This is a genomic window from Undibacter mobilis (assembly GCF_003367195.1).
Lineage (GTDB): Bacteria > Pseudomonadota > Alphaproteobacteria > Rhizobiales > Xanthobacteraceae > Pseudolabrys > Pseudolabrys mobilis.
In genome coordinates this window covers 1763515-1786258 of record NZ_QRGO01000001.1, presented here as the reverse complement: position 1 = coordinate 1786258, position 22744 = coordinate 1763515, and the positions used below count along the sequence as shown (strand labels likewise).

At 63.4% G+C, this 22744-nt stretch carries 22 protein-coding genes; 7 read left to right on the top strand and 15 right to left on the bottom strand.

From position 1 onward, the window contains the following. Positions 1-3: 3 nt before the first annotated feature. From DXH78_RS08425 to DXH78_RS08400, 6 genes are all read right to left on the bottom strand, one after another. Positions 4-1263, bottom strand: coding sequence for an NAD(P)/FAD-dependent oxidoreductase (locus DXH78_RS08425; protein WP_115517809.1), 1260 nt, complete (start codon positions 1261-1263; stop codon positions 4-6). Between the two features lie 22 nt (positions 1264-1285). Beyond that, positions 1286-2080: an ABC transporter ATP-binding protein gene (locus DXH78_RS08420; protein WP_115516612.1), complete on the bottom strand. Its 795-nt coding sequence runs from the start codon at positions 2078-2080 to the stop codon at positions 1286-1288. Between the two features lie 11 nt (positions 2081-2091). After that, positions 2092-2994 (bottom strand): nitrate ABC transporter permease, encoded by a 903-nt coding sequence (gene ntrB, locus DXH78_RS08415; protein ID WP_430727492.1) that lies wholly within the window; start codon positions 2992-2994, stop codon positions 2092-2094. Positions 2995-3061: 67 nt separating this feature from the next. Continuing rightward, entirely contained in the window at positions 3062-4375 is a 1314-nt protein-coding gene (locus tag DXH78_RS08410; RefSeq protein ID WP_430727474.1) for a CmpA/NrtA family ABC transporter substrate-binding protein, read from the bottom strand. Between the two features lie 327 nt (positions 4376-4702). After that, the gene (locus DXH78_RS08405) at positions 4703-5890 is read right to left on the bottom strand and encodes a CmpA/NrtA family ABC transporter substrate-binding protein (protein WP_115516610.1); all 1188 of its coding nucleotides are present in this window, start codon (positions 5888-5890) and stop codon (positions 4703-4705) included. After that, complete coding sequence (locus tag DXH78_RS08400; protein ID WP_115516609.1) at positions 5887-6516, bottom strand: ANTAR domain-containing response regulator; 630 nt, start codon at positions 6514-6516, stop codon at positions 5887-5889. The genes DXH78_RS08405 and DXH78_RS08400 overlap by 4 nt, the downstream gene beginning before the upstream one ends. Positions 6517-6825: 309 nt before the next feature. Here DXH78_RS08400 and DXH78_RS08395 point away from each other — a divergent pair, with 309 nt between their 5' ends. Beyond that, positions 6826-7023: a hypothetical protein gene (locus DXH78_RS08395; protein ID WP_115516608.1), complete on the top strand. Its 198-nt coding sequence runs from the start codon at positions 6826-6828 to the stop codon at positions 7021-7023. Positions 7024-7039: 16 nt separating this feature from the next. On the opposite strand, the gene DXH78_RS08390 is transcribed toward DXH78_RS08395, so the two are convergent. The 7 genes from DXH78_RS08390 to DXH78_RS08360 all read right to left on the bottom strand — a co-directional run bounded on the left by DXH78_RS08390 (position 7040) and on the right by DXH78_RS08360 (position 14662). Next, positions 7040-7441: a RidA family protein gene (locus DXH78_RS08390; protein WP_115516607.1), complete on the bottom strand. Its 402-nt coding sequence runs from the start codon at positions 7439-7441 to the stop codon at positions 7040-7042. Continuing rightward, positions 7438-9075 carry a benzoate-CoA ligase family protein gene (locus tag DXH78_RS08385; RefSeq protein ID WP_115516606.1) on the bottom strand — a complete coding sequence of 546 codons (1638 nt, stop codon included), beginning with the start codon at positions 9073-9075 and terminating at the stop codon, positions 7438-7440. The genes DXH78_RS08390 and DXH78_RS08385 overlap by 4 nt, the downstream gene beginning before the upstream one ends. Positions 9076-9077: 2 nt before the next feature. After that, positions 9078-10235 carry an acyl-CoA dehydrogenase family protein gene (locus DXH78_RS08380; protein ID WP_115516605.1) on the bottom strand — a complete coding sequence of 386 codons (1158 nt, stop codon included), beginning with the start codon at positions 10233-10235 and terminating at the stop codon, positions 9078-9080. 92 nt (positions 10236-10327) lie between these two features. After that, positions 10328-11131 carry an enoyl-CoA hydratase family protein gene (locus tag DXH78_RS08375; protein WP_168192831.1) on the bottom strand — a complete coding sequence of 268 codons (804 nt, stop codon included), beginning with the start codon at positions 11129-11131 and terminating at the stop codon, positions 10328-10330. A 2-nt stretch (positions 11132-11133) separates the two neighbouring features. Beyond that, positions 11134-11613, bottom strand: coding sequence for a MarR family winged helix-turn-helix transcriptional regulator (locus DXH78_RS08370; protein WP_115516603.1), 480 nt, complete (start codon positions 11611-11613; stop codon positions 11134-11136). Then, positions 11610-12371, bottom strand: a complete 762-nt coding sequence (locus tag DXH78_RS08365) for an SDR family NAD(P)-dependent oxidoreductase (RefSeq protein WP_115516602.1) — start codon at positions 12369-12371, stop codon at positions 11610-11612. The genes DXH78_RS08370 and DXH78_RS08365 overlap by 4 nt, the downstream gene beginning before the upstream one ends. Then, positions 12371-14662: a bifunctional salicylyl-CoA 5-hydroxylase/oxidoreductase gene (locus DXH78_RS08360; RefSeq protein WP_115517807.1), complete on the bottom strand. Its 2292-nt coding sequence runs from the start codon at positions 14660-14662 to the stop codon at positions 12371-12373. Before DXH78_RS08360 ends, DXH78_RS08365 begins: the two co-directional genes overlap by 1 nt. A gap of 212 nt (positions 14663-14874) precedes the next feature. On the opposite strand from DXH78_RS08360, the gene DXH78_RS08355 reads away from it, so the two are divergent. After that, the gene (locus tag DXH78_RS08355) at positions 14875-16116 is read left to right on the top strand and encodes a flavin-dependent oxidoreductase (protein ID WP_115516601.1); all 1242 of its coding nucleotides are present in this window, start codon (positions 14875-14877) and stop codon (positions 16114-16116) included. Here DXH78_RS08355 and DXH78_RS08350 read toward each other — a convergent pair. Then, positions 16113-16295 (bottom strand): hypothetical protein, encoded by a 183-nt coding sequence (locus DXH78_RS08350; RefSeq protein WP_147292593.1) that lies wholly within the window; start codon positions 16293-16295, stop codon positions 16113-16115. The genes DXH78_RS08355 and DXH78_RS08350 overlap by 4 nt on opposite strands. An 861-nt stretch (positions 16296-17156) precedes the next feature. Continuing rightward, positions 17157-17609 (bottom strand): cupin domain-containing protein, encoded by a 453-nt coding sequence (locus DXH78_RS08345; RefSeq protein ID WP_115517806.1) that lies wholly within the window; start codon positions 17607-17609, stop codon positions 17157-17159. Positions 17610-18007: 398 nt separating this feature from the next. On the opposite strand from DXH78_RS08345, the gene DXH78_RS08340 reads away from it, so the two are divergent. The 5 genes from DXH78_RS08340 (at position 18008) to DXH78_RS08320 (ending at position 22725) form a co-directional block, all read left to right on the top strand. Then, complete coding sequence (locus tag DXH78_RS08340; protein ID WP_115516599.1) at positions 18008-19189, top strand: ABC transporter substrate-binding protein; 1182 nt, start codon at positions 18008-18010, stop codon at positions 19187-19189. A gap of 183 nt (positions 19190-19372) precedes the next feature. Beyond that, entirely contained in the window at positions 19373-20299 is a 927-nt protein-coding gene (locus tag DXH78_RS08335) for a branched-chain amino acid ABC transporter permease (protein ID WP_115516598.1), read from the top strand. Next, positions 20299-21282, top strand: a complete 984-nt coding sequence (locus DXH78_RS08330; protein ID WP_115516597.1) for a branched-chain amino acid ABC transporter permease — start codon at positions 20299-20301, stop codon at positions 21280-21282. The genes DXH78_RS08335 and DXH78_RS08330 overlap by 1 nt, the downstream gene beginning before the upstream one ends. After that, entirely contained in the window at positions 21275-22027 is a 753-nt protein-coding gene (locus tag DXH78_RS08325; RefSeq protein ID WP_115516596.1) for an ABC transporter ATP-binding protein, read from the top strand. Before DXH78_RS08330 ends, DXH78_RS08325 begins: the two co-directional genes overlap by 8 nt. Continuing rightward, positions 22027-22725 (top strand): ABC transporter ATP-binding protein, encoded by a 699-nt coding sequence (locus DXH78_RS08320; RefSeq protein ID WP_115516595.1) that lies wholly within the window; start codon positions 22027-22029, stop codon positions 22723-22725. The genes DXH78_RS08325 and DXH78_RS08320 overlap by 1 nt, the downstream gene beginning before the upstream one ends. The last annotated feature ends 19 nt before the right edge of the window (positions 22726-22744 follow it).

Here is a 22744-nt window from a genome sequence, read left to right as displayed (position 1 = left end):
GCCTCACGCTGCCATGTCTTTGGGAGGCAGCGGCTTCGGCGACTCGGCCTTTGGCAGCGAACGTTCGGCCAGCGCGCGGCCGAAGATGAGGTCGCCGCGCATCGCGGCGACGGGTGTGCCCAGGCGGATCAATTCTGAATACCAGAGGCCATCCGCCGTATCGCCGAACAGCACTGCGCCGGCGAGCTTGCCGTCCTTGAGAACAAGTTTCTTGTAGCTGCCGAGGCCGGGATCGCTAAGCACGATATTTTCGGTGCCCGGCGCTCCGATGAAGTCGCCGGCGGAATAGACATTGACGCCGGAGACCTTGAGGTTGGTCGCTAGCACGCTGCCCTGATAGGCGGCGTTCTGCCCGGCAAGATGCCCCGCCAGCACGCGTGCCTGTTCGTATGCCGGTTCGACAAGACCGTAGCAGGTGCCACGATGCTCGGCGCATTCGCCGATGGCGTAGATATCCGCCTTGCTCGACTGCATGTGGTCATCGACGGCGATGCCGCGATTGATGGTGAGGCCCGCCGTCGCAGCCAGATCGCTGTTGGCGCGGATGCCGGCGGCGACCACAACAAGATCGGCGGCAATCTCGCCGCCGCCCTTGAGCAGCACTTTCTCGGCGCGATGCGGCCCCTTGATGGCCGCCGTCTCCGCGTTGAGATGAACCTCGATGCCCTTGGCTTCGACCGCGCTTTTCAGCATCGCGGACGCGCGCGCGTCGAGCTGGCGCTCCATCAGCCGGTCCATCAGATGAATGACCGAGACCTGCATGCCGGCCTTGGCGAGGCCGTAAGCCGCCTCAAGGCCGAGCAGGCCGCCGCCGATCACGGCCGCCCGCCTGTGTGTCTTCGCCGCCTGCTCCATCGACGCGACGTCTGCGAGATCGCGGAAGGTGATCACGCCCGGCATGTCCATGCCCGGCACGTTGAGGCGGATGGCCTTGGAGCCTGTCGCCAGCACCAGCTTGCCAAACGGCAGGGTCGCGCCATTGGCGAGCTTGACGCGCCGAATATCGGCGTCGATCGACACCGCGCGGTGACCGTAGAGCAGCGTCACCCCATGGGCGCGCCACCAGCCCGCGGCCTTGAGCTCGATGTCGCCGCGCGACACCTCGCGCGCCAGCACCGACGACAGCAGCACGCGGTTGTAGGCCAGCCGCGGCTCGTCGCCGATCACGCACACCGCATAGCGGCCGAGCGCACGCGCATTAAGCTCCTCGACCAGCTTAGCCGCGGCCATGCCGTTGCCGATGATGACGAGAGGCTCGCTCATGGTTCCCGACCCGGCGCCACGATCACGCCGCTTCGACGTAGCGGTGACGCTCATAGAGGAATTCCAGCACGCGCTGGCGGCACTTGAGGAAGCTCGGATCGCTGACCAGCTCAAGACGCTTACGCGGGCGCGTGATCGGCACGGTAAGGATTTCACCGATCTGCGCCGCCGGCCCATTGGTCATCATGATGATGCGGTCGGACAACAAAACGGCCTCATCGACGTCATGGGTAATCATCATCACCGTGTTGCCGAGCTTCTCGTGCAGCCCCATCACCGTGTCCTGCAGATGCGTGCGGGTGAGCGCGTCGAGCGCGCCAAACGGCTCGTCGAGAAGCAAAATCTTCGGCTCCATCGCCAGCGCGCGGGCGATACCGACGCGCTGCTTCATGCCGCCGGAGATTTCCGAAGGCCGCTTGTCCTTGGCGTGGGCCATCTGCACCAGATTGAGATTGTGCATCACCCATTCCGAGCGCTCCGCGCGCGACTTGGTCCTGCCGAACACCTTGTCGACAGCGAGTCTCACGTTGTCATAAACCGTCAGCCAAGGCAGCAAACTGTGGTTCTGGAACACGACGGCGCGGTCCGGACCGGGCTCGTTGACCTCATGACCTTCGAGGATGATGCCGCCGGCGGTCGCCGGCGTCAGGCCGGCAACGATGTTGAGCAATGTCGACTTGCCGCAGCCGGAATGACCGATGATCGAGACGTACTCTCCCTTCTCGATATCGAGCGTGATTTCCTTAAGCACACAGGTCGAAGCGCTGCCGCGGGTAAAAACCTTGTCGACGTGATCGATCTTGCAATAGGGGACCATGGGGAGGTTCCTTAGTTTGCCGCGGTGCCACGGGTGACGATGGAAGCAACGCCTGCGACGACCCGGTCGAGCAGGAAGCCGACGATGCCGATGTATGCGAGTGCGATGAAAATGTCGGGCAACCGCGACGAATTCCAGGCGTCCCAGATGAAGAAGCCGATGCCAACACCGCCGGTGAGCATCTCCGCGGCGACGATAGCGAGCCACGACAGGCCAATGCCGATACGCAGCCCAGTAAAGATGTAAGGCGCTGCCGACGGGATCATGATCTTCCAGAAGAACTCAAGATGATTGAGCTGCAGCACCGCGGCGACGTTTCGATAGTCCTGCGGAATGTTGCGGATGCCGACCGCGGTATTGATGATGATCGGCCACACCGACGTGATGAAAATGACGAAGATCGCCGAGGGCTGGCTGTCACGGAATGCGGCCAGCGAAATCGGCAGCCAGGCCAGTGGCGAGATCGTGCGCAGCACCTGGAAGATCGGATCGAGACCGCGCATTGCCCAGACCGACTGGCCGACCAGCGTGCCGAGCGCGATGCCAAACAGCGCGGCAAAGCCGTAACCGATGGCGACGCGCTGCAGCGACGTCAGCACGCGCCAGCCGAGGCCGATATCCTGCGGGCCGGCGACGAAGAACGGATCGACGATCAGGTCGTAGGCTTCGGTCCAGATCTTCGACGGCGGCGGCAGCGTCGCGCCCGGCCGCGTACACAGGATCTGCCACGCCACCAGCAGCAGCGCGATCATCACCGCCGGCGGGATCACCGCGGCAGCGAACCTGCCGAGCCCCGCGACGAGGCGCGTGTTCATCGCCGTTTTCCTGAGCGGCAACGCCACGACTTTCGCGGCGACGGGCTTGGTCGGAATCGAGGGTATGCTGGCCGAAATGTCCTGTTTGGCCACTGGCATGTTCATCGCGTGATTGCTCCGGTTAAACGGGGAAAACGGGCCGCCCGCGAACGGGCGGCCTTTTCCGTCAGACTTCGATGCGCTTGATGCTCAGGCTCTTGAGATAGGCGGCCGGATTTTCGGGATCGAAAATCTTGCCGTCGAAGAAGGTTTCCTTGCCGCGCGAGGCAGAGGCCGGAATATCGGCGGCGGCGACGCCAAGCGCCTTGGCGGCGTCACGCCACAGGTCTTCGCGGTTGACCTTGTCGACCAGCGCCTTGACGTCCGTCGTGGGCTCGAACTTGCCCCAGCGGATATCCTCGGTGACGAACCAGGCATCGTGGCTCTTGAACGGATAGGACGCGTGGTCCTGCCAGAACTTCATGAATTGCTTGGTGCCCTTCTCGACGCGGCCATTACCGTAATTGATGTCGCCTTTGGCGCGGCCGATGATGTCGACCACGGGCACGTTGAACCATTGACGCTTGCCGACGATGGCCGACATCTCCTCGCGGTTCTCCGGCTTGTCGCACCACTGCTGCGCTTCCATCACCGCCATCATCACGGCGCGCGCGGCGTTGGGATATTTGTCGACCCAGGCGGCGCGCATGCCGAGCGCCTTTTCCGGATGCTTGGCCCAGACTTCGCCGGTCGAGCAGGCGGTGAAGCCGATGCCCTGATTGACGAGCTGTTCGTTCCACGGCTCGCCGACGCAGAAGGCGTCCATGTTGCCGACCTTCATGTTCGCCACCATCTGGGGCGGCGGCACGACGATGGTCGAGACGTCCTTGTCCGGGTCGATACCACCGGCGGCGAGCCAGTAGCGGATCCAGAGATCGTGCGTGCCGCCCGGGAAGGTCATTGCGACCTTCACTTCCTTGCCGGCGGCGCGCTTGGCGGCGAATGCCGCCTTGAGCGGCGAGGCATCGGCCGTGACCTTGAGGTCCTTGTATTCGTTGGCGACGGAGATCGCCTGGGCGTCGAGGTTGAGCCGCGCCATCAAGTACATCGGCGTCGGCACGTTGTTCTGCGTCACCTTGCCGGTCGAGATCAGATACGGCATCGGCGTCAGGATGTGCGCCCCATCGATGCCGTTGCTCTCCGAGCCGAGCACGAGGTTGTCGCGCGTCGCGCCCCACGACGCCTGCTTGGCCACCTCGACATCGGGCATGCCGTGCTTGGCGAAAAGGCCCTTCTCCTTGGCGATCACCAGCGCGGACGCATCCATCAGCGCGATGTAGCCGAGCACCGCCTTGGTCACTTCGGGGCCCGCGGCCTCGGCGACATGAACGCCGAAGGGAAACTGCGTGCCGATCGCGCTCATGAGCGCCGCTGTGCTCGCGCTGGCCTTGAGGAAAGTGCGGCGGCTCAGGTTTTGGCCGGTCTTGATGTGCTTCGTCATTGTCCTCGTCATCCTGTTGCTGTTGCGGGTTCCCCGGCCGCGGTCGCTCGAAGTCGTCAGCGTCAAGGCAATAAAAAAGCCGCAGTCTCGCGGCCGCGCTAAGCGCGAACCGAAGACAGCGGCATTGCCCGTTGGCCCTTCATTGGACCTAAGCGCACCGTATGCGCGGTGCGCTTGTCAGCTATTCTTATTCAAAACGCGTGCCAGACTCGGCAACGACTGATTTCGATGTTGGATCAATCGGTTGGGCCGATGGCGTGCAAATGGCAGCGTTGGGGAATTGCCCGCCCCAAGGCAACCACTGCAATATTTTTGTGCAATGCGGTATTAACGGACAAGCGTCAGGCGCGGCTTGCCATTGTGCCGAAGGCGCCAGGCGTCCAGGTGTCCGGCAATGTCGGACGGCACGAAATCCGGACCGTAAAACGCGCCGATGCGGTCCGGCGGATCGGTGACGTCCTGTGCCGGCGGATGGCCGAGCGCGAGATCGTAAAGGTCGGGACGGAAGACGCTCTCGGCGATCCGGTGCAGTTCCTCGGTGAGCGGCGCCTGCTGCCAGCGCACCATGTCCGCATACATCCAGGCGGCATGCGCCTTGTCGGGACGATTGGCCTGAAGACGATCGAGCAGGATGTATTCGTCGCTGGCGCGGGTGAGACCGTCGGCCGAGACCTTGAGCACACCCTTAAGGGTACGCGAGACGACTTCGGACGTGGCGCCGATGCGCATGCCGATGGTCTCGCAAACCGGGCCAAGACTAGCGGGATCTTCGGCAAAGGCCGCCGCCTTCGCCAGAGCGCGGATCAGCGCCGACAAGGTTTCCGGATTGTCGCCGGCCCAGTTCTCATGAACCGCCAGCACCTTTTCCGACATGCGGCGCAGGATATCGCGGCCGAAATGCAGGATGTGACCGACCCCGTTGTCGACCGCGACCGAATTCCAAGGTGCGCCGACGCAGAAGCAATCGACATGGCCGCTGGTCAGGCTCTCCACCATGTAAGGCGGCGGCAGCACCACCAGTCTCACATCTTCGTCCGGATCGACGCCGCCCGCCGACATCCAGAAGCGAAGCTGGTAGTTGTGATTGGAGAACGGGAACGTCATGCCGAAGGTCAGCATCGGCGCGCCGCGCGTCCGGCGGTCGGCCACCGCGCGATGCAAAGCGCGCGCGGAGACGCGCGGATCGTTGATATCGCCATCGGCCACGGCGGCCAACTCGGCGAACAACGCCGGCGAAACGGTGATGGCGTTGCCGTTGAGCGCCAGCGTAAACGGCACGATCAGCGGCACTTTCACATGACCAATACCGAGGCTCGACGCGATCGGCAGCGGCGCCAGCATATGGGTCGCGTCAAACAGGCCGAGATTGAGCTTGTCGCGCACATTCGACCACGACACTTCGCGCACGAGCTCGATATTGAGCCCTTCCGCCTCGGCGAAGCCGTGGTCCGCCGCGACCAAAATGGGCGTGGCGTCGATCAGCGGAATGTAGCCGATCCGCAGGTTTCTCTTCATTTGAAAAGCTCCGCGGCGGTCAGCACCGACTGGGCGATTTCGGCGATCTTCTTGTTCTCGTTCATCGCCGTCTTGCGCATGAGCGAATAGGCCTGCTCCTCAGTGAGTCCCTTGGCCTTCATCAGCACGCCCTTGGCGCGATCAATGATCTTGCGTTCCTGCAACGCATCCTTGGCTTCCTCGAGTTCGCTCTGCAGGCGCGAGAACGCATTGAAGCGCGAGATGCAAAGGTCGAGGATGGTCTTGATGCGGTCCTTCTGCAGATTGCCGACGATATAGGCCGAGACGCCGGCATCGACCGACGCCTGGATCGAAGCGGAATCGCTCTGATCGACGAACATCGCGATCGGCCGCTTCACGATGCGGCTCATCTGGAACATCTGCTCGAGTTCGTCGCGGCTGGGATTTTCCAGATCGATCAGGATGACGTCGGGATCGAGCGCATAGATACGGGACAGGAGATTGCGCGTCTCCTCGATACGCTGGACCTGCGTAAAGCCGGCCTCGCGCAATCCGTCTTCGAGGATCGCAGCACGGATCGGGCTCTCGTCAACGATGACGATCTTGAGCGATGCGTCGCGCGAACCGCCCTGCGGCTGCGAGCCTGTATCCGAGCCTTTCTGCATTTCAGCCACAGACGCGCTCTCCACCGTGACGCCCGACCTCTCGGCCCTTAGGTCCAAAGCTCCACGTTTGCGCATTGCAGTCATGCAAGACCTGTTCCATGCCGTGCCAGCCCCGACTTACTCGCCCAGGCGGCGATTTCGCACGCTACGGCGCAAAAATGAGCAAGGAGTATGCCAGCCGGCTGCCCCCCCCTGAACCCAAGCCCCGGTAGCGCGTTAGCCCCTATATGACGGCTTGATGAATTCCTGTTGCAATGCACCGATTTTGATGTTGCAATGCACCAGTTCACGAGGCGGAGGGGATCGACAATGGCGATCGCAAAACGCCTGCAGCGCCAGGCTGATACTTGCGCACAGCTTGCGGCGGCGACTTACGACGACGAAAGCCGCGAACGCTATCTGCGGCTCGAACAGCTCTACCGACGTATGCTCGTCAATGACGGCGAATCCGAGGTCCGCTTTGCGAGTGCGCTGAGTTCCGATCTGCCGGAACAGCGGCCCGTCTGACTCAACAAGTCTATACTCAGCGCGCCGGGATGACCGCCGTCGCCTCGATCTCGACCTTGGCGCGATCCTCGATCAGCGCCATAACGACAATTGCCGACATGGCCGGAAAATTCTTCCCGAGGACGCGGCGATAGGCCTGCCCGAGCTCCCTCAGCCGTGACACGTATTCGCGCTTGTCGGTGAGATACCAGGTGAGCCGCACCAAGTGCTCCGGCCCGCCGCCGGCTTCCTTCAACACGGCGACAATGTTTTTCAGTGCCTGCTCGACCTGGTCGATGAAATCGTCACTGACGAATTCGCACTTTTCATTCCAACCGATCTGGCCGGCGATGAAGATCTGACGGCCTTCAGCAGCCACACCGTTGGCGTAGCCCCTGGCCGGCGCCCAGCCCTGCGGGTGAAGAATCTCGATGGTCATACCTGCTCCCGCAATCTGAAACGCTGGATCTTGCCGGTCTGTGTCTTCGGCAAGGCTTCGACGAAATTGACCGCACGCGGATACTTGTACGGTGCGATGGTCGCCTTGACGTGGTCCTGCAAACGCTTGCGGCACACATCGTCAGCAACAACATTGGCTTTCAGCACAATATAGGCGGCAACGACTTCGCCGCGCTCCTCGTCGCGCTTGCCGATCACGGCGCATTCCGCGACATCGGGATGCGACAGCAGCGCCGCCTCGACCTCCGGGCCGGCGATGTTGTAGCCAGCCGAGACGATCATGTCGTCGGCGCGGGCGACGAAGTGGAAATAGCCATCCTCGTCCTGCACGAACGTATCGCCGGTGAGATTCCAGCCGTCACGCACATAGGCTGTCTGACGCTTGTCGGCGAGATAGCGGCAGCCGGTCGGCCCGCGCACAGCGAGACGCCCGATCTCACCGCGTGGTACCTCATTCATCTTTTCGTCGACCACCTTGGCGACATAACCGGTGACCGGCTTGCCGGTCGCGCCTGGCCGCGCCTCGCCCATGCGATTGGTAATGAAGATGTGCAGCATCTCGGTGGAACCGATACCGTCGAGGATCGGCTTGCCAGTTTTGGTCGTCCACTGCTCGAACACCGGCGCCGGCAAGGTCTCGCCCGCCGACACCGCAATGCGCAGCGACGACAGATCAGCGCCCTTGTCCATCGCCGCCATCATGGCGCGATAGGCCGTTGGCGCCGTGAAGCAGATGGTCGCCTTGTAGGTTTCAATGATCTGGATCATGTTCGGCGGCGAGGCATTCTCCAGCAACGTCGCGGCCGCGCCGAAGCGCAGCGGGAAGATCGCCAGACCGCCGAGACCGAAGGTGAAGGCGAGCGGCGGCGAGCCGACGAACACGTCTTCCGGCGTCACTTTAAGAACTTCCCGGGCATAGCCATCGGCGATCATCAGAATGTCGCGGTGGAAATGCATGGTCGCCTTGGGCTCGCCGGTCGTGCCCGAGGTGAAACCGAGCAGCGCGACATCGTCGCGGCCGGTTTTCACGGCGTCGAACTTCACCGACTTGCCGAGCGCGATGCGGTCGAGTTCGGCGTCGTGATTCTGCGTGCCGTCGAAGGAAACCACCTGCTTGAGAAACTTGCTGGTCTTGGCACAGGCGATCAGTTCGTCGGCGATACGGCTGTCGCATAGGGCCAGGCTGATTTCGGCCTTATCGACGATCTTGGCGAGTTCGCCCGCGCGCAGCATAGGCATGGTATTGACGACCACGGCGCCGGCCTTGGTCGCCGCCAGCCACGCCGCGACCAGCGCCGGATTGTTGCCGGAGCGGATCAACACCCGGTTGCCCGGCTTGACGCCGTAATTCTCGACCAGCGCATGGGCTAGGCGGTTCGACCAGTCGGTCAGTTCCTTATACGTGCGGCGGCGGCCATTGCCGATGAGCGCGATATTGTCGCCGAGGCCACGCTCGACCATACGGTCGGTCAATTCGACCGCGGCGTTGAGATACTCCGGATACTGGAATTCCGGACGATCGAGCAGGATCTCGGGCCACAGTTCGAACGGCGGAAGGTTATCGCGCGTGAACGTATCCACGTGCGCGGTGGGGCCGAGTTTGATCTGGGGCATTCTTAGCGCTCCGCTACTGTCGTGACTGCCCGGCTGATGATGATCTTCTGAACATCCGACGCGCCTTCATAGATGCGCAGCGCGCGGATCTCGCGATATAGCGTCTCGACCGGATGGCCGGAACGAACGCCGTCACCACCGTGAATCTGCACGGCGGCGTCAATCACGCGCTGCGCAGCCTCGGTGGCATACAGCTTGGCCATCGCCGCCTCGCGCGACACCCGGGCGGCCCCCATGTCCTTGGTCCATGCCGCGCGATAAACCAGCAGCGCCGCAGCGTCGATATCGAGCGCCATGTCGGCGATGTGTCCCTGCACCATCTGCAACTCGCCGAGCGGCGCACCGAACAGATGCCGTGTACCCGCCCGCTTCACCGTCTCGTCGAGTGCGCGGCGGGCAAAGCCGAGCGCGGCGGCGCCGACCGTGGTGCGGAACACGTCGAGCGTCGCCATCGCGATCTTGAAGCCATCGCCCGGTTTGCCGATCAGCGCCGAGACCGGCACACGGCAGTCCTTGAAAGCAATGCGCGCGAGAGGATGCGGCGCGATAACCTCGAGCCGTTCGGCGATCGACAGACCGGGATTGAAGCCTTCGACGATGAAAGCCGACAGACCCTTGGCGCCGGGCGCTTCACCGGTACGAGCGAAGACGACATACATGTCGGCAATGCCGCCATTGGAGATCCAAGTTTTCTCGCCATCGATGACGTAGGAGTCACCGTCACGTTTCGCGCTGGTGGTGATGTTGGCGACGTCGGAGCCCGACGCCGCTTCCGACAGCGCAAAGGCGGCGATGGCTTCGCCGGCCCGTGTTTTCGGTAGCCACGCTGCGCGCTGATCCGCCGAACCGAACAGCGAGATCGGCCCGGCGCCGAGGCCCTGCATGGCGAAGGCGAAATCGGCAAGGCCTGAATAGCGCCCCAAAGTCTCACGCGACAACGCCAGAGTGCGCACATCGAGCTTGTCATGCTCGGTTGCCGGCGCGGTGTGCTTGAGGAAGCCGCCCTGCCCCAACGCCTTCACCAGCTTGCGGCAGGCAGTATCGACGTCGTGATGATCGACCGCTTGCAACTTGTCCTGAGCCCAGCCGTCGATGGTCGCCGCATAGGTGCGGTGCGCGTCAGTGAAGAACGGCCAGGTGAGGAAGGATTTATCGGGCATGGTCACATCCTCCCGTTCGCCCCCGCGAAAACGGGGACCCAGATTGGATCAAAGCTGGATTCCCACTTTCGCGGAAATGAACGGAGTTCATATCAATCCCCCGCGAATACCGGCTTGCCCTTGGCGACGAAGGCATCGTAGGCGCGGCGAAAATCGCGTGTCTGCATGCAGATCGCCTGCGCCTGCGCCTCAGATTCGATCGCCATCGGCAGCGACATCGACCATTCCTGCGCCAGCATGGTCTTGGTCATCATGTGCGCGAAAGTCGGGCCGGCAACGAGTTGCTGCGCCAACTTGAGGGCTTCGGCCTCAAGCTGCGCGCCGTCGGTGAGCCTGTTGAAGAAGCCCCAGCGCTCGGCTTCGTCCGCCGACATGACCCGGCCGGTGTAGAGCAATTCCGCGGCCCGGCCCTGGCCGATGACACGCGGCAACATGGCGCATGCGCCCATGTCGCAGCCGGCGAGGCCCACACGCGTGAACAGGAACGCGGTCTTCGCCGCCGGCGTGCCGATGCGCATGTCGGAGAACAGCGCGATCATCGCGCCGGCACCGACGCAGACACCGTCCACCGCCGAAATGATCGGCTGCGGCGCGGCGTTCATCGCCTTGACCAGATCGCCGGTCATGCGCGTGAATTCGAGCAGGCCCTTCATGTCCTTGTCGAGCAGCGGGCCGATGATGTCGTGAACGTCGCCACCCGAGCAGAAATTGCCGCCGTTCGAGGCGATCACCACCGCCTTGATGTCGTCGGCGTAGCTGAGTTGGCGGAAGGTGTCGCGCATTTCCGCGTAGGACTCGAACGTCATCGGGTTCTTGCGCTCCGGACGGTCAAGCGACATCACGGCGACCGTGCCCTCGACGCGCCAGTTGAAGTGCCGCGGCTTGTAATCAGCCATTTTCATTGCTGCGTTCCTCCGTGGCGGTCCGCCGACAGGCCGCCGAGCATTTCAATAAGGTCTTCGGTCTGCGCCGCATCGAAATCGGCGAGCAGCTCATCGACCCACTCCTCATGGGCGCGTGCGATCACGGCGAATTGCGCCGCACCCTTCGGCGTCAAGCGCACGATGAAAGAGCGGCGATCATTCGCCGGCGCCTGGCGCAGCACTACTTTGTCGGTGGTCAGCCGGTCGATGATGCCCGTGACATTGCCGTTCGAGACCATCAGCATGCGCGACAGCTCGGTCATCGTCATGCCGTCTTCCTTGCGCGCCAGCGCCGCCATGACGTCGAACTGCGGCAACGTGATCGCAAATTCCTTGCGGAGGCGCTCGCGCAATTCCGACTCAATACGGCGCGCGGCGCGCAGCAGGCGCAGCCACAAACGCAGGTGCTGCTTGCTGAGCGGGCGCGTGGCCGCCTTCAGCTTCGGACCGTTCATACCGGGCCTCCCGTCACCGCGATGGCCTGGCCGTTCACTGAGCCGGAGGACGGTACGCACAGATAAAGCACGGTCTGCGCCACTTCCTCGGGCGTGATCAGGCGCCCATGCAGATTGTCTTTGGCCAATTCGGCGCGCGAGGCATCGGCGCTGCGGCCGGTCTTGGATATGATGGTATCGACGGCGCCGGCGAGCAGCGGCGTGTCGGTGAAGCCAGGGCATACGGCGTTTACCGTCGTACCCTTGGCCGCCAGTTCGACGCTGAGCGCACGCATCAGGCCGATGACGCCGTGCTTGGCGGCGACATAGGCGGCAACATAGGAATAGCCCTTGAGGCCGGCGGTCGACGCAACGAAGACAATGCGCCCGCCCGGCTGACGCGTGACGTCGGCGAGCGCGGCCTGCGCAGTGTTAAAGGCGCCGGTGAGGTTGACGCCGATCATCTGCTGCCAGTGCGCGGCGTCAATCCGTGACGCAGGCGCGCTCGCCGCCATGCCGGCATTGGCAACGACAATATCGATGGCGCCATGCGCAGCGCGTGCGGCCTCGGCCATCGCCTTGCATTCGGTACCGCTGGTAATGTCGGCAACGATCGCGCTCGCTTTCGGCAACTGTTTCACCATCGCTTCGAGCGGCTCCTTGCGGCGACCGACGAGTGATAGCGCCGCGCCTTCGGCGGCAAGCGCACGGGCGATGGCGGCGCCGATGCCGGAGCCGCCGCCTGTCACCAAAGCGTGCTTGCCGGCAAGAGCGGCCATTACACTTTCCCTGTCATCACGTCCGGGCGCGACTTCAGGCGATACATCTGGTCGCGACCGCCCCAGTACGGCTTCGGCCAAGTGACGCCGTGGTCATTGGCGTCGGCCGCGGCGTGCAAGGTCCAGTATGGATTGGCGAGATGCGGGCGCGCCAGACAGACGAGATCGGCGCGGCCGGCCATCAGGATCGAGTTGACGTGATCCGGCTCGTAGATATTGCCGACCGCGAGCGTGGCGACGCCGGCCTCGTTGCGGATGCGGTCGGAGAACGGCGTTTGAAACATGCGGCCATAGACCGGTTTCGACTCTGGCGAGGTCTGGCCCGCGGAGACATCAACCATGTCGACGCCGGCCTCATGCAGGATCCGCGAAATCTCGACCGCGTCCTGCGGCGTGATGCCTTTGGGCCCGACCCAGTCATTGGCCGAAATGCGCACCGAAATCGGCTTGTGATCCGGCCACACTTTGCGCACGGCACGGAACACCTCGAGCGGGAAGCGCAGGCGGTTGTCCAGGCTGCCGCCGTAGTCGTCGGTGCGCGTATTGGTGAGCGGCGTGATGAAGGCCGACATCAGATAGCCGTGGGCGTAATGCAGTTCCAGCCAGTCGAAACCGGCACGCTCACCCATCTCGGCGGCGCGGACGAAGTCGTCGCGGATCCGGTCCATGTCGGTGCGCGTCACCGCGCGCGGCGTCTGATGGTTCGGGCTCCACGGCACGGCCGAGGCGGACAGGATCGGCCAGTTGCCGGATTTCAGCGGCTCTTCGTTTTCTTCCCAGCCGAGCTGGGTCGAGGCCTTCGGGCCGGCATGGCCGATTTGCAGCGCGATTTTCGCATCGGTTTCGCCGTGAACGAAATCGACGATGCGCTTCCATGCTGCTTCGTGCTCTGGCGCATACATGCCGGCGCAACCGGGCGTGATGCGGCCTTCCGGCGATACGCAGGTCATCTCGGTGAACACCAGGCCGGCGCCGCCTTTGGCGCGCTCGCCGTAATGCACCAGATGCCAGTCGCTCGGCATGCCGCCTTCCGCGCGATACTGCGCCATCGGCGACACGACGACGCGATTCGTCAGTTCGACGCCGCGCACCTTGAACGGAACGAACATCGGCCGGCGGGCCGATTTCGGCTCGGCGCCAGTCGCCTGCCGCTCGAACCACTTTTCGGCGCCGGCCAGCCAGGCGCCATCGCGCGCGCGCAGGTTCTCGTGGCTGATACGCTGCGAGCGGGTGAGCAGCGAATAATTGAACTGCACCGGGTCGAGATGCAGATAGCGCTCGACCTCCTCGAACCATTCGATCGAGTTGCGGGCGGCACTCTGCAGCCGCAGCACTTCGGTGCGGCGCTCGACCTCGTAGCGCGCAAAGGCGGCGGCCATGTCCGGCTCGCTGTCGATGTAATTGGCAAGCGCGATCGCGCTCTCCATGGCGAGCTTGGAGCCGGAGCCGATCGAGAAATGCGCGGTCGCCGCGGAATCGCCGAGCAGCACGACATTGCCGGCCGACCAGCGCTCGCACAGAACGCGGTTGAAGTTAAGCCAGGCCGAGCCGCGCAGGTGGCGCGCATTGGACATCAGTGCATTGCCGTTGAGATATTTGGCGAAGATCTTTTCGCAGCGGGCAATGGTCTCGTCGGTCGACATTGTGTCGAAGCCGGATTTCTTCCAGGTCTCCTCCGAACATTCGACGATGAAGGTCGCGGTATCGGCATTGAACTGGTAGGCATGCACCCAGATCCAGCCGTGCTCCGTCTCTTCGAAGATAAAGGTGAAGGCGTCGTCGAACTTCTGGTGCGTGCCGAGCCAGATATATTTGCAGGCGCGCACGTCGATGTTCGGCTTGAATACGTCGGCGTAAGCCTCGCGCACGCGGGAATTCACGCCGTCCGCACCGACGATGAGGTCATAGTCCTTGTAGGCCTCGAGGGGCTGCGCCTCGGTTTCGAAGCGGATGTCGACGCCGAGTTCGGTGGCCCGCTCCTGCAGGATATTGAGGAGCCGCATGCGGCCAACGCCGGAGAAACCGTGGCCGCCCGAGCGCATCGTCGCGCCGCGATAGTGCACGGCGATGTCATCCCAGTAGACGAAGCTGTCGCGGATCGCTTTTGCGCTCTTGGCGTCGTTGACGTCGAGATTGTCGAGCGTGTCGGCCGAGAGCACCACACCCCAGCCGAACGTGTCGTTGGGCCGGTTGCGCTCGATCACCACGACTTCATGGGCGGGATTGCGCAATTTCAGCGAGATCGCAAAATAGAGACCGCCGGGACCACCGCCCAGAATGACCGTCCGCATCGCCGCACGCATCGGCACGCTCCATCGCTCGTTTGCCGGCACAGTCTGCGACTACCGCGAGATATTAGCAACCTAAATATTTTAGGCTTAAAGTATCCCGATGCTGTACCCTGCGGGCCGGTTACCCTGTTTGCAAACCGGGGTTGCCGCTTAAGCCCTTGGATGCAATGAATTAACGACGGGAAGCCGCGTAACAGGCAAGAGTGTGCGTGATGAAGGCGATCATTATCGGCGGCGGGGTGGGCGGACTGACCACAGCTTTAATGTGCCATGCCCGCGGCATCGACTGCGAGGTTTACGAACAGGCGGACACGATCCGCGAGCTCGGTGTCGGTATCAACACCCTGCCCCACGCCATCAAGGAGTTGAAGGAGCTCGGCCTGCTCGAGCGTCTCGACGCCGTAGCAATCCGCACTTACGAGCTGTTCTATGCCAATCGCTTCGGCCAGACCGTCTGGCACGAACTGCGTGGCACTGATGCCGGCTTCGAAGTTCCGCAATTCTCGATCCATCGCGGCCGCCTGCAAGGCGTCATCTACCAGGCCGTCCGCGCCCGTCTCGGCGAAGGCAAGGTCAACACCGGCCACCGTCTCGGCCATTTCATGCAGGACGAGTCCGGCGTCTCCGCCTATTTCTTCGACCGCCAGGGCCGCCACATCAAAACCGCACGCGGCGATGTACTGATCGGCGCCGACGGCATCCATTCTTTCGTGCGCGCCAAACTGTTCCCGCAAGAGAGCCCCGCCATCTGGAACGGCACGATCCTGTGGCGCGGCGCGGTCGACTGGCCGCAATTCATGACCGGCCGCTCGATGATCATCGCCGGCGGCATGGAGGCCAAATTCGTGCTCTATCCGATCGCCGAAGGATCGGCACCGGACCGCCGCCTCACCAACTGGGCGATCATGGCCAAGGTGGCGGCAGGCGGCACCACGCCGCGCAAGGAAGACTGGTCGCGCCTCGGCCGCTGGGATGACCTGCGTCCCTATGTTCAGAAATTCAACCTGCCGTTCATCGACGTATCGCACCTGATCGAAGCCAGCGGCGAGTTCTGGGAATATCCATTGTGCGACCGCGAGCCGCTGCCACGTTGGTCGCATGGCCGCGTCACCTTGCTCGGCGACGCCGCACACCCGATGTATCCGGTCGGTTCCAACGGCGCCTCGCAGGCGATCCTCGACGCGCGCTGCCTCGCAGACAGGCTGGTCACGGCGGACAATGCCATGCATGCGCTGTGGCAATACGATCAGGAGCGCCTGCCGATGACGACACAGATCGTGCTGATGAACCGCAAGGGCGGGCCGGAAGGCGTCATCGACGCCATTGAGGCTCGTGCGCCGGATGGCTTCAGCAATATCGACGACGTTCTGTCCTACGAAGACCGCAAGGCGATCGTGCGCGGTTATGCCTCGACCGCAGGTTTTGCGAAGACGCAGGTCAACAAAGCGGCCTAACTCCGCGCGGCGGCGTCGCCTTGCCCGGCCGGCGCGTCACGCAGGGCACGCTTCGCCGTCACCGTCAGCGCTTGGCCAACCAGCGACGCGGCGGCAGCTTCGCGCACACGAAGCGCGCGATGCAATGCGATAAACGCCGCGGCGAACAGCGCGATTTCCAGAAAGAATACGATTTTCACGGCCACCCCGTATGCGGCAGACAATGCCGACGAACAACATCCGGTTCGCGTCCATCACAGCGATAGTGAACCGTCTCACTCGGCAGACATTCAATTTGTTCGCAGGTGGAACGTGCATGGTCGGCGCCGCATTGGTGCGGCGTGAAGTTCCATGTCGAATGTCACATTACAGACACGCGTCATCGCCCGCATTGTTTGGTCGGCCCCGGGCAGGCCGCAGTCCCAAACCTTCATTCCATCGCCCTTCGATAACGAGGGCGCGCGGAACGCCGGGCCCGAACAGCCCCGCAGCCTCGCGTGATGTGTGAGTTAGATTCACGCGAGCATCGTCACCACGGAATTGCCGGACCTCCGGCGTTCCGCACGCGGTGTTTTGTGGCTTGCTCCGCTCGACCCCCGGTGGACGGACCATTGCTATCCACCGCTGCGGGACTTCCCTGCGCGGGCGGGGTGGCTTCCTCGCCTCCGGTTTGGGCGCGACCTGGTGTCGATCGCCCCGCCGCCGAAGACTTCTGCTCCCTTGGCACGCGCAGTTCCGCCCCAGTGGCGCGCGGCAAGGCGCGCCGGGAGCGAGCGGCTTGGACCGCCGGGCGGGGAATTTGCGCCGCATCTCCGACGCCCCGAACCCGGCCACCGCTCCCCGCCCCAGCATCTGGAGACGCTGATCAGACACCCCTCGTAACGAGGGCGGGACGCAGGGGAATATAGACCTAGGCTTAAATACAGTCAAGCGGCATTTTGAATAAATTCCGCCCTCATGGTGCGGAGGGCCGAAGGCCCGTCTCGAACCATGGGGCGGCCTCGATCCTTCGAGACGCGCACTTCGTGCACTCCTCAGGATGAGGCCGATCGCGATCCGTGTCACTGCGCCGGCGGCGGCAGGAACATGACCTCGTGACGGGCGGAAAGCGCGACGACCTCGTCCGGCTTCTGTTCCTTCATTGAGTGAATCGCCCAGAACAGGTCGTAGAGCTTGCGCGTCGGCGACACCCAGAAGAAGCACTTCACCGTCTGGTCCTGCTTGTTAAAGATGCCGTGCGGCAGCCCCATCGGCAGGCGGATGACGTCGCCCGGTTGCGCCACGAAGTCCTTGCCATCGAGCATCAGGTCGAGACGGCCCTCGAACAGGTAGATGAACTCGTCCTGGGTGGGGTGGATGTGCGGCGGCACGAAAGTGCCCGGCGGAAAAGTCGCATGCCAGGAGAATGAGCTCTCGCACAACGTTTTCGGCACATAGGTCTGGCCGAGAATGCTCCAAGAGATACCTTCGATCCCGGTGCCGGCCTTGGTGATGCCAGCGGTCAGCGTCTGCATGTCTTCACTCCGATGGTTCGTGGTCGATGGCGGCGCCGGGGCAGCGACGGGCTTGGCCGATGCCGCAGTGCGGTGATCCAGCCAGGCCTTCAGTGTCGCGGGGAGAATGCCATACGGCAACGCGTTAATCCTTTCAGCGCAGATCCCTTCAGCGCAAGTCCTTCCAGAGGAGGCCTCTCCTCCAATCTAGCACGCGGTTTTTCGCGCCAACGACAAACCGTGCATTGCAGTAAATAGTGCCACTCTCAGCTCGTCCGTGCTTAAAGATAGTGCTTCACACGGGAGATATTTTAAATCTAAAATATCTCCCGTGGAGTAGCCAGGTCAATGATGGCCGGGCATAGTTCGGCAGCGGGCAAGCACGCCTTGCCTCCGTCAATTCGGGAAGGGGTAGAGCAATGATCAACAAATTGCTGATGTCGGTTGCCGTGGCTGCGATCATGGTCGCCAGCGGCGCGCAGGGTCCGGCCTTTGCGCAGGAAAAGCTGAAAATCGGTGTCGTCACCACGCTGTCCGGCCCCGCTGCGGTGCTCGGCCAGCAGCTCCGCAACGGTCTGCAGCTCGCGATTAAGGAAAATGGCGGCAAGCTGGGCGGCCGCGAGGTCGAACTGATCGTGCAGGACGACGAACTCAAGCCGGACGTCGCCGTCAGCAAGGCCAAGGCGCTGGTCGACCGCGACAAGGTCGATTTTGTCGTCGGACCGATCTTCTCCAACATTCTCGTCGCGATCATGAAGCCGGTGACCGAAAGCGGCACCATCCTGATCTCGCCGAACGCCGGCACCTCGAACTTCGCCGGCAAGGACTGCAACCCGAACTTCTTCGTCACCTCTTACCAGAACGACCAGAACCACGAGGTGATGGGCAAATACGCGCAGGATGCCGGCATCAAGAAGCCGTTCATCATGGCGCCGAACTATCCGGCGGGTAAGGATTCGCTCGCGGGTTTCAAGCGCTTCTACAAGGGCGAACTCGCCGACGAAGTCTATGTGCCGCTCAACCAGCTCGACTATTCGGCCGAACTGTCGAAGATCGCCGCCTCCGGCGCGGACGCGGTGTTCGTGTTCCTGCCCGGCGGCATGGGTGTGAATTTCGTCAAGCAGTTCCGCCAGGCCGGCCTCGCCGACAAGGTGAAATTCCTCTCCGCCTTCACCGTCGATGAATCGACGCTGCCGGCGCAGAAGGAAGCCGCGCTCGGCTTCTTCGGCGGCGCCAACTGGGCTCCCGACCTCAATACGCCGCAGAACAAGAAGTTCGTCGCGGCTTACGAAAAGGAATACGGCGGCGCGATCCCGGCGTCCTACGCCTTCCAGTCCTACGATGCTGGCCTCCTGATCGATGGCGCGCTGAAGGCGACCGGCGGCAAGACCGACAACAAGGATGCGCTGCGCGCGGCCATGAAGAAGGCGCCGTTCACCTCGCTGCGCGGCAACTTCAAATTCGGCAACAACAACTACCCGATCCAGGACTTCTACCAGGTGAAGGTGGTGCAGGTCGGCGACAAGTTCGCCACCTCGATCGACAAGAAGGTGTTCACGGATTACCAGGATCCGCACGCCAAAGATTGCGCGATGAAGTAAGAGACAGGGCGCGTCTGCGTGCGATGCTGACGCGCCCGCTCTGCTCAAATTCGGTGTCATGGCCGGGCTTGACCCGGCCATCCCGATTATTAGGAACTGTGCCAGCCTAAGCGGGATCACCGGGACAAGCCCGCTGACGACACCGAGTGTGCGACCCGATCGGTGCCTAGGATCACATAAGCTATGTCCTTCACCCTCTTCATCGTCCAGACCCTCAACGGCCTGCAGCTCGGCGTGCTGCTGTTCCTGATCGCAGCCGGGCTGACGCTCGTGTTCGGCGTCATGGACTTCATCAACCTCGCGCATGGCGTCCAGTACATGCTGGGCGCCTATCTGGCGGTGATGTTCTATGCGCTGACCGGCTCCTTCGTGCTGGCGCTGATCCTCGCGCTCGCCGCAGCGCTGGCCTTCGGCCTGCTGCTCGAATTCACTATTTTCCGTCAGCTTTACGACCGCGACCATCTCGAGCAGGTGATCGCGACCTTCGGCATCATCATCTTCCTGAACCAGGGCGTGAAGGTGGTGTGGGGCGCGGCGCCGCTCAACCTGCCGATCCCCGAGGCGCTGGCCGGCACCGTGCAGATCATGCCGGGGCTTGTTTATCCGGTGTGGCGGCTGGTCATCATCGCTTCCGGATTGATCGTTGCGCTGATGCTCTATTTTCTGGTGGCACGCACGCGCGTCGGCATGCTGGTGCGCGCCGGCGCCACCCATGCCCGCATCGTTTCGGCGCTCGGCGTCGATATCCGCCGCCTGTTCATGATCGTGTTCGGCTTCGGCACCATGCTCGCCGCCTTCGCTGGCGTCATGATCGCGCCGATCCTGTCGGTCGAGCCCGGCATGGGCGACAGCGTGCTGATCCTCGCTTTCGTGGTCATCGTCATCGGCGGCATCGGCTCGATGCGCGGCGCCTTCATGGCGGCGCTGCTGATCGGCCTTGTCGACACGCTCGGCCGCTCGTTCATGATCGACATTCTGCGCCTCGTCATGCCGCCCTCGCCGGCGCGCACTGTCGGGCCTGCCCTCGCCTCGATGCTGATCTACGTTCTGATGGCACTGGTGCTGTATTTCCGGCCGTCCGGACTGTTTCCGGCCAAGGGACGCTCCTGATGAGCATGCTCGCTCCCGCATTGCCGGCGCACAAATCCGCCCGCATCGAAATCGCCGTGGTGGCCATCTTCGCCCTGCTGGCGGTGGTGCCCTTCGCCGCGGCCTTCGGCCCGCAGGGATACATCCTCAACCTGATCATCCGCGTGATGGTGTTTGCCATTGCCGCGCTGGCGGTCGATTTCCTGTGCGGCTTCGGCGGACTCGTCACCTTCGGCCACGCCGCCTTCATCGGCTTGGGGGCCTATACGGTGGCGATCGCCGGCGCCCACGGCGTCACCGACATGGCGATCACGCTGCCGCTGGCGATTCTCGTGAGTGCGTTGTTCGCCTATGTCACCGGAACGATCTGCCTGCGCACGAGCGGCGTCTACTTCATCATGATCACGCTGGCTTTCGGACAGATGGCCTATTTCATTGCCGGCTCGCTGGCGCCCTATGGCGGCGACGACGGTATCACCCTGCCGGCGCGCTCGACCTTGTTCGGCCTTGCCGTGTTCAAGGACGACCGGGCGCTGTACTACGTGACCCTTGCCTTCCTCGCCGGCGCCTATTTCATGCTGCGCGCCGTGGTCTATTCGCGCTTCGGCCGCGTGTTCCGCGGCGCGCGCGAGAACCCGACACGCATGGCGACCATCGGCTTCGACGTCTTCCGCTATCAGCGTATCGGCTACGTCATCGCCGGCGCCCTCGGCGGCCTCGCCGGCTTCCTGCTTGCCAACGCGACCGAGTTCGTCAGCCCGGCTTATATGTCATGGCAGCGCTCCGGCGAACTTATCATCATGGTGATCTTCGGCGGCCTCGGCACTCTTTATGGCGCCATCGTCGGCGCCGCCTCGTTCCTGCTGCTGGAGGAAGCGCTGGCCGGCTTCACCGAGAACTGGAAGCTGATCTTCGGCCCGCTGCTGGTGCTGATCGTGCTGTTCGCGCGCGGCGGCATTTCCGGCCTCGTCATCTCGATCAAGACGAGGCTCGCCCGTGGCTGACGCCGTGCTGCTGATCGAAAACCTGCGCAAGCGCTTCGGCGGCCTCGTCGTCACCGACGGCGTGACTCTGGAGATCGGCCCCGGCGAACTTCATGCCGTGATCGGCCCCAACGGCGCCGGCAAGACCACCTTGATCCATCAGGTCTCCGGCACCTTGAGCCCGGACGACGGCCGCATTCTGCTCAACGGCACCGACATCATGCATCTGCCGCCGGACGAGCGCGCCAAGCTTGGCCTCGCGCGCTCCTTCCAGATCACGTCGGTGCTGCCGCGCTTCTCGGCGCTGGAGAACGTGGCGCTCGCGGTGCAGGCGCGCTCCGGTTCGAGCTATCGTTTCTTGCGGCCTGCCGCCGGCGAAGCCGAACTCAACGACCAGGCCATGGCGGCGCTTACCGAAGTGAGCCTCGACCACCGCGCCGATATTCTCGCCGCGCATCTGTCGCATGGCGAAAAGCGGGCGCTGGAACTGGCAATCGCGCTGGCGCTCGAGCCCAAACTGTTGCTGCTCGACGAACCGATGGCCGGCACCGGGCCGGAAGAATCCGAGCGCATCGTCACGGTGCTCAAGAAGCTCAAGGGCCGCTTCGCCATGCTGCTGGTCGAGCACGACATGGACGCGGTGTTCGCGCTGGCGGACAAGATTTCGGTGCTGGTCTATGGCCGCGTGCTGGCGAGCGGCACGCCGCATGCTGTGCGTAACGATCCGGCGGTAACCGAAGCCTATCTCGGCGAGGAGCTTGAGTAATGCTTCACGTCGAGAACCTCGCCGCCTCCTACGGCCCCGCCCAGGTGCTGTTCGACATCTCGTTCTCGGTCAATGACGGCGAGGTGGTCACGCTGATCGGCCGCAACGGCATGGGCAAGACCACCACGATCTTCTCGCTGATGGGGCTGGTGCCGCCGCAGTCCGGCACGGCGAGCTTCGACGGCAAGCCGCTGATCGGCCTGCCGCCTTATTCGATTGCGCAGACCGGCATCGGCCTGGTGCCGGAAGGCCGCCAGGTGTTTCCGTCGCTTTCGGTCGAAGAGAACCTGATCGCGACCAATGCGTCACGTTTCGGCGCGCCGCAATGGACGCTTCCCCGCGTTTACGAACTGTTCCCGTCGCTGGCTTCGCGCAAGAACAACATGGGCAACCAGCTCTCCGGCGGCGAGCAGCAGATGCTGGCGATCGGCCGCGCACTGATGACCAATCCGAAGCTGTTGATCCTCGATGAGGCCACCGAAGGCCTGGCGCCGAAGATCCGCACCGAGATCTGGAACTGCCTGATGCTGCTGAAGAAGCAGGGCCAGGCCATTCTCGTCGTCGACAAGCATATCAGCGCGCTGATGAAAATCGCCGACCGCCATGTCGTCATTGAGAAGGGCCGCACCGTCTGGAGCGGCACGTCGGCCGAGCTCGCGGCCGATACGAGCGTGCGGCAACGCTATCTCCAGGTGTAAAGTACGGCAGACCTTATCT

Coding starts and splice junctions, on each gene's coding strand:
- DXH78_RS08425 (WP_115517809.1), bottom strand. CDS start 1,263: ATGAGCGAGCCTCTCGTCATCATCGGCAACGGCATGGCCGCGGCTAAG.
- DXH78_RS08420 (WP_115516612.1), bottom strand. CDS start 2,080: ATGGTCCCCTATTGCAAGATCGATCACGTCGACAAGGTTTTTACCCGC.
- ntrB (WP_430727492.1), bottom strand. CDS start 2,994: ATGCCAGTGGCCAAACAGGACATTTCGGCCAGCATACCCTCGATTCCG.
- DXH78_RS08410 (WP_430727474.1), bottom strand. CDS start 4,375: ATGACGAAGCACATCAAGACCGGCCAAAACCTGAGCCGCCGCACTTTC.
- DXH78_RS08405 (WP_115516610.1), bottom strand. CDS start 5,890: ATGAAGAGAAACCTGCGGATCGGCTACATTCCGCTGATCGACGCCACG.
- DXH78_RS08400 (WP_115516609.1), bottom strand. CDS start 6,516: ATGCAGAAAGGCTCGGATACAGGCTCGCAGCCGCAGGGCGGTTCGCGC.
- DXH78_RS08395 (WP_115516608.1), top strand. CDS start 6,826: ATGGCGATCGCAAAACGCCTGCAGCGCCAGGCTGATACTTGCGCACAG.
- DXH78_RS08390 (WP_115516607.1), bottom strand. CDS start 7,441: ATGACCATCGAGATTCTTCACCCGCAGGGCTGGGCGCCGGCCAGGGGC.
- DXH78_RS08385 (WP_115516606.1), bottom strand. CDS start 9,075: ATGCCCCAGATCAAACTCGGCCCCACCGCGCACGTGGATACGTTCACG.
- DXH78_RS08380 (WP_115516605.1), bottom strand. CDS start 10,235: ATGCCCGATAAATCCTTCCTCACCTGGCCGTTCTTCACTGACGCGCAC.
- DXH78_RS08375 (WP_168192831.1), bottom strand. CDS start 11,131: ATGGCTGATTACAAGCCGCGGCACTTCAACTGGCGCGTCGAGGGCACG.
- DXH78_RS08370 (WP_115516603.1), bottom strand. CDS start 11,613: ATGAACGGTCCGAAGCTGAAGGCGGCCACGCGCCCGCTCAGCAAGCAG.
- DXH78_RS08365 (WP_115516602.1), bottom strand. CDS start 12,371: ATGGCCGCTCTTGCCGGCAAGCACGCTTTGGTGACAGGCGGCGGCTCC.
- DXH78_RS08360 (WP_115517807.1), bottom strand. CDS start 14,662: ATGCGGACGGTCATTCTGGGCGGTGGTCCCGGCGGTCTCTATTTTGCG.
- DXH78_RS08355 (WP_115516601.1), top strand. CDS start 14,875: ATGAAGGCGATCATTATCGGCGGCGGGGTGGGCGGACTGACCACAGCT.
- DXH78_RS08345 (WP_115517806.1), bottom strand. CDS start 17,609: ATGCAGACGCTGACCGCTGGCATCACCAAGGCCGGCACCGGGATCGAA.
- DXH78_RS08340 (WP_115516599.1), top strand. CDS start 18,008: ATGATCAACAAATTGCTGATGTCGGTTGCCGTGGCTGCGATCATGGTC.
- DXH78_RS08335 (WP_115516598.1), top strand. CDS start 19,373: ATGTCCTTCACCCTCTTCATCGTCCAGACCCTCAACGGCCTGCAGCTC.
- DXH78_RS08330 (WP_115516597.1), top strand. CDS start 20,299: ATGAGCATGCTCGCTCCCGCATTGCCGGCGCACAAATCCGCCCGCATC.
- DXH78_RS08320 (WP_115516595.1), top strand. CDS start 22,027: ATGCTTCACGTCGAGAACCTCGCCGCCTCCTACGGCCCCGCCCAGGTG.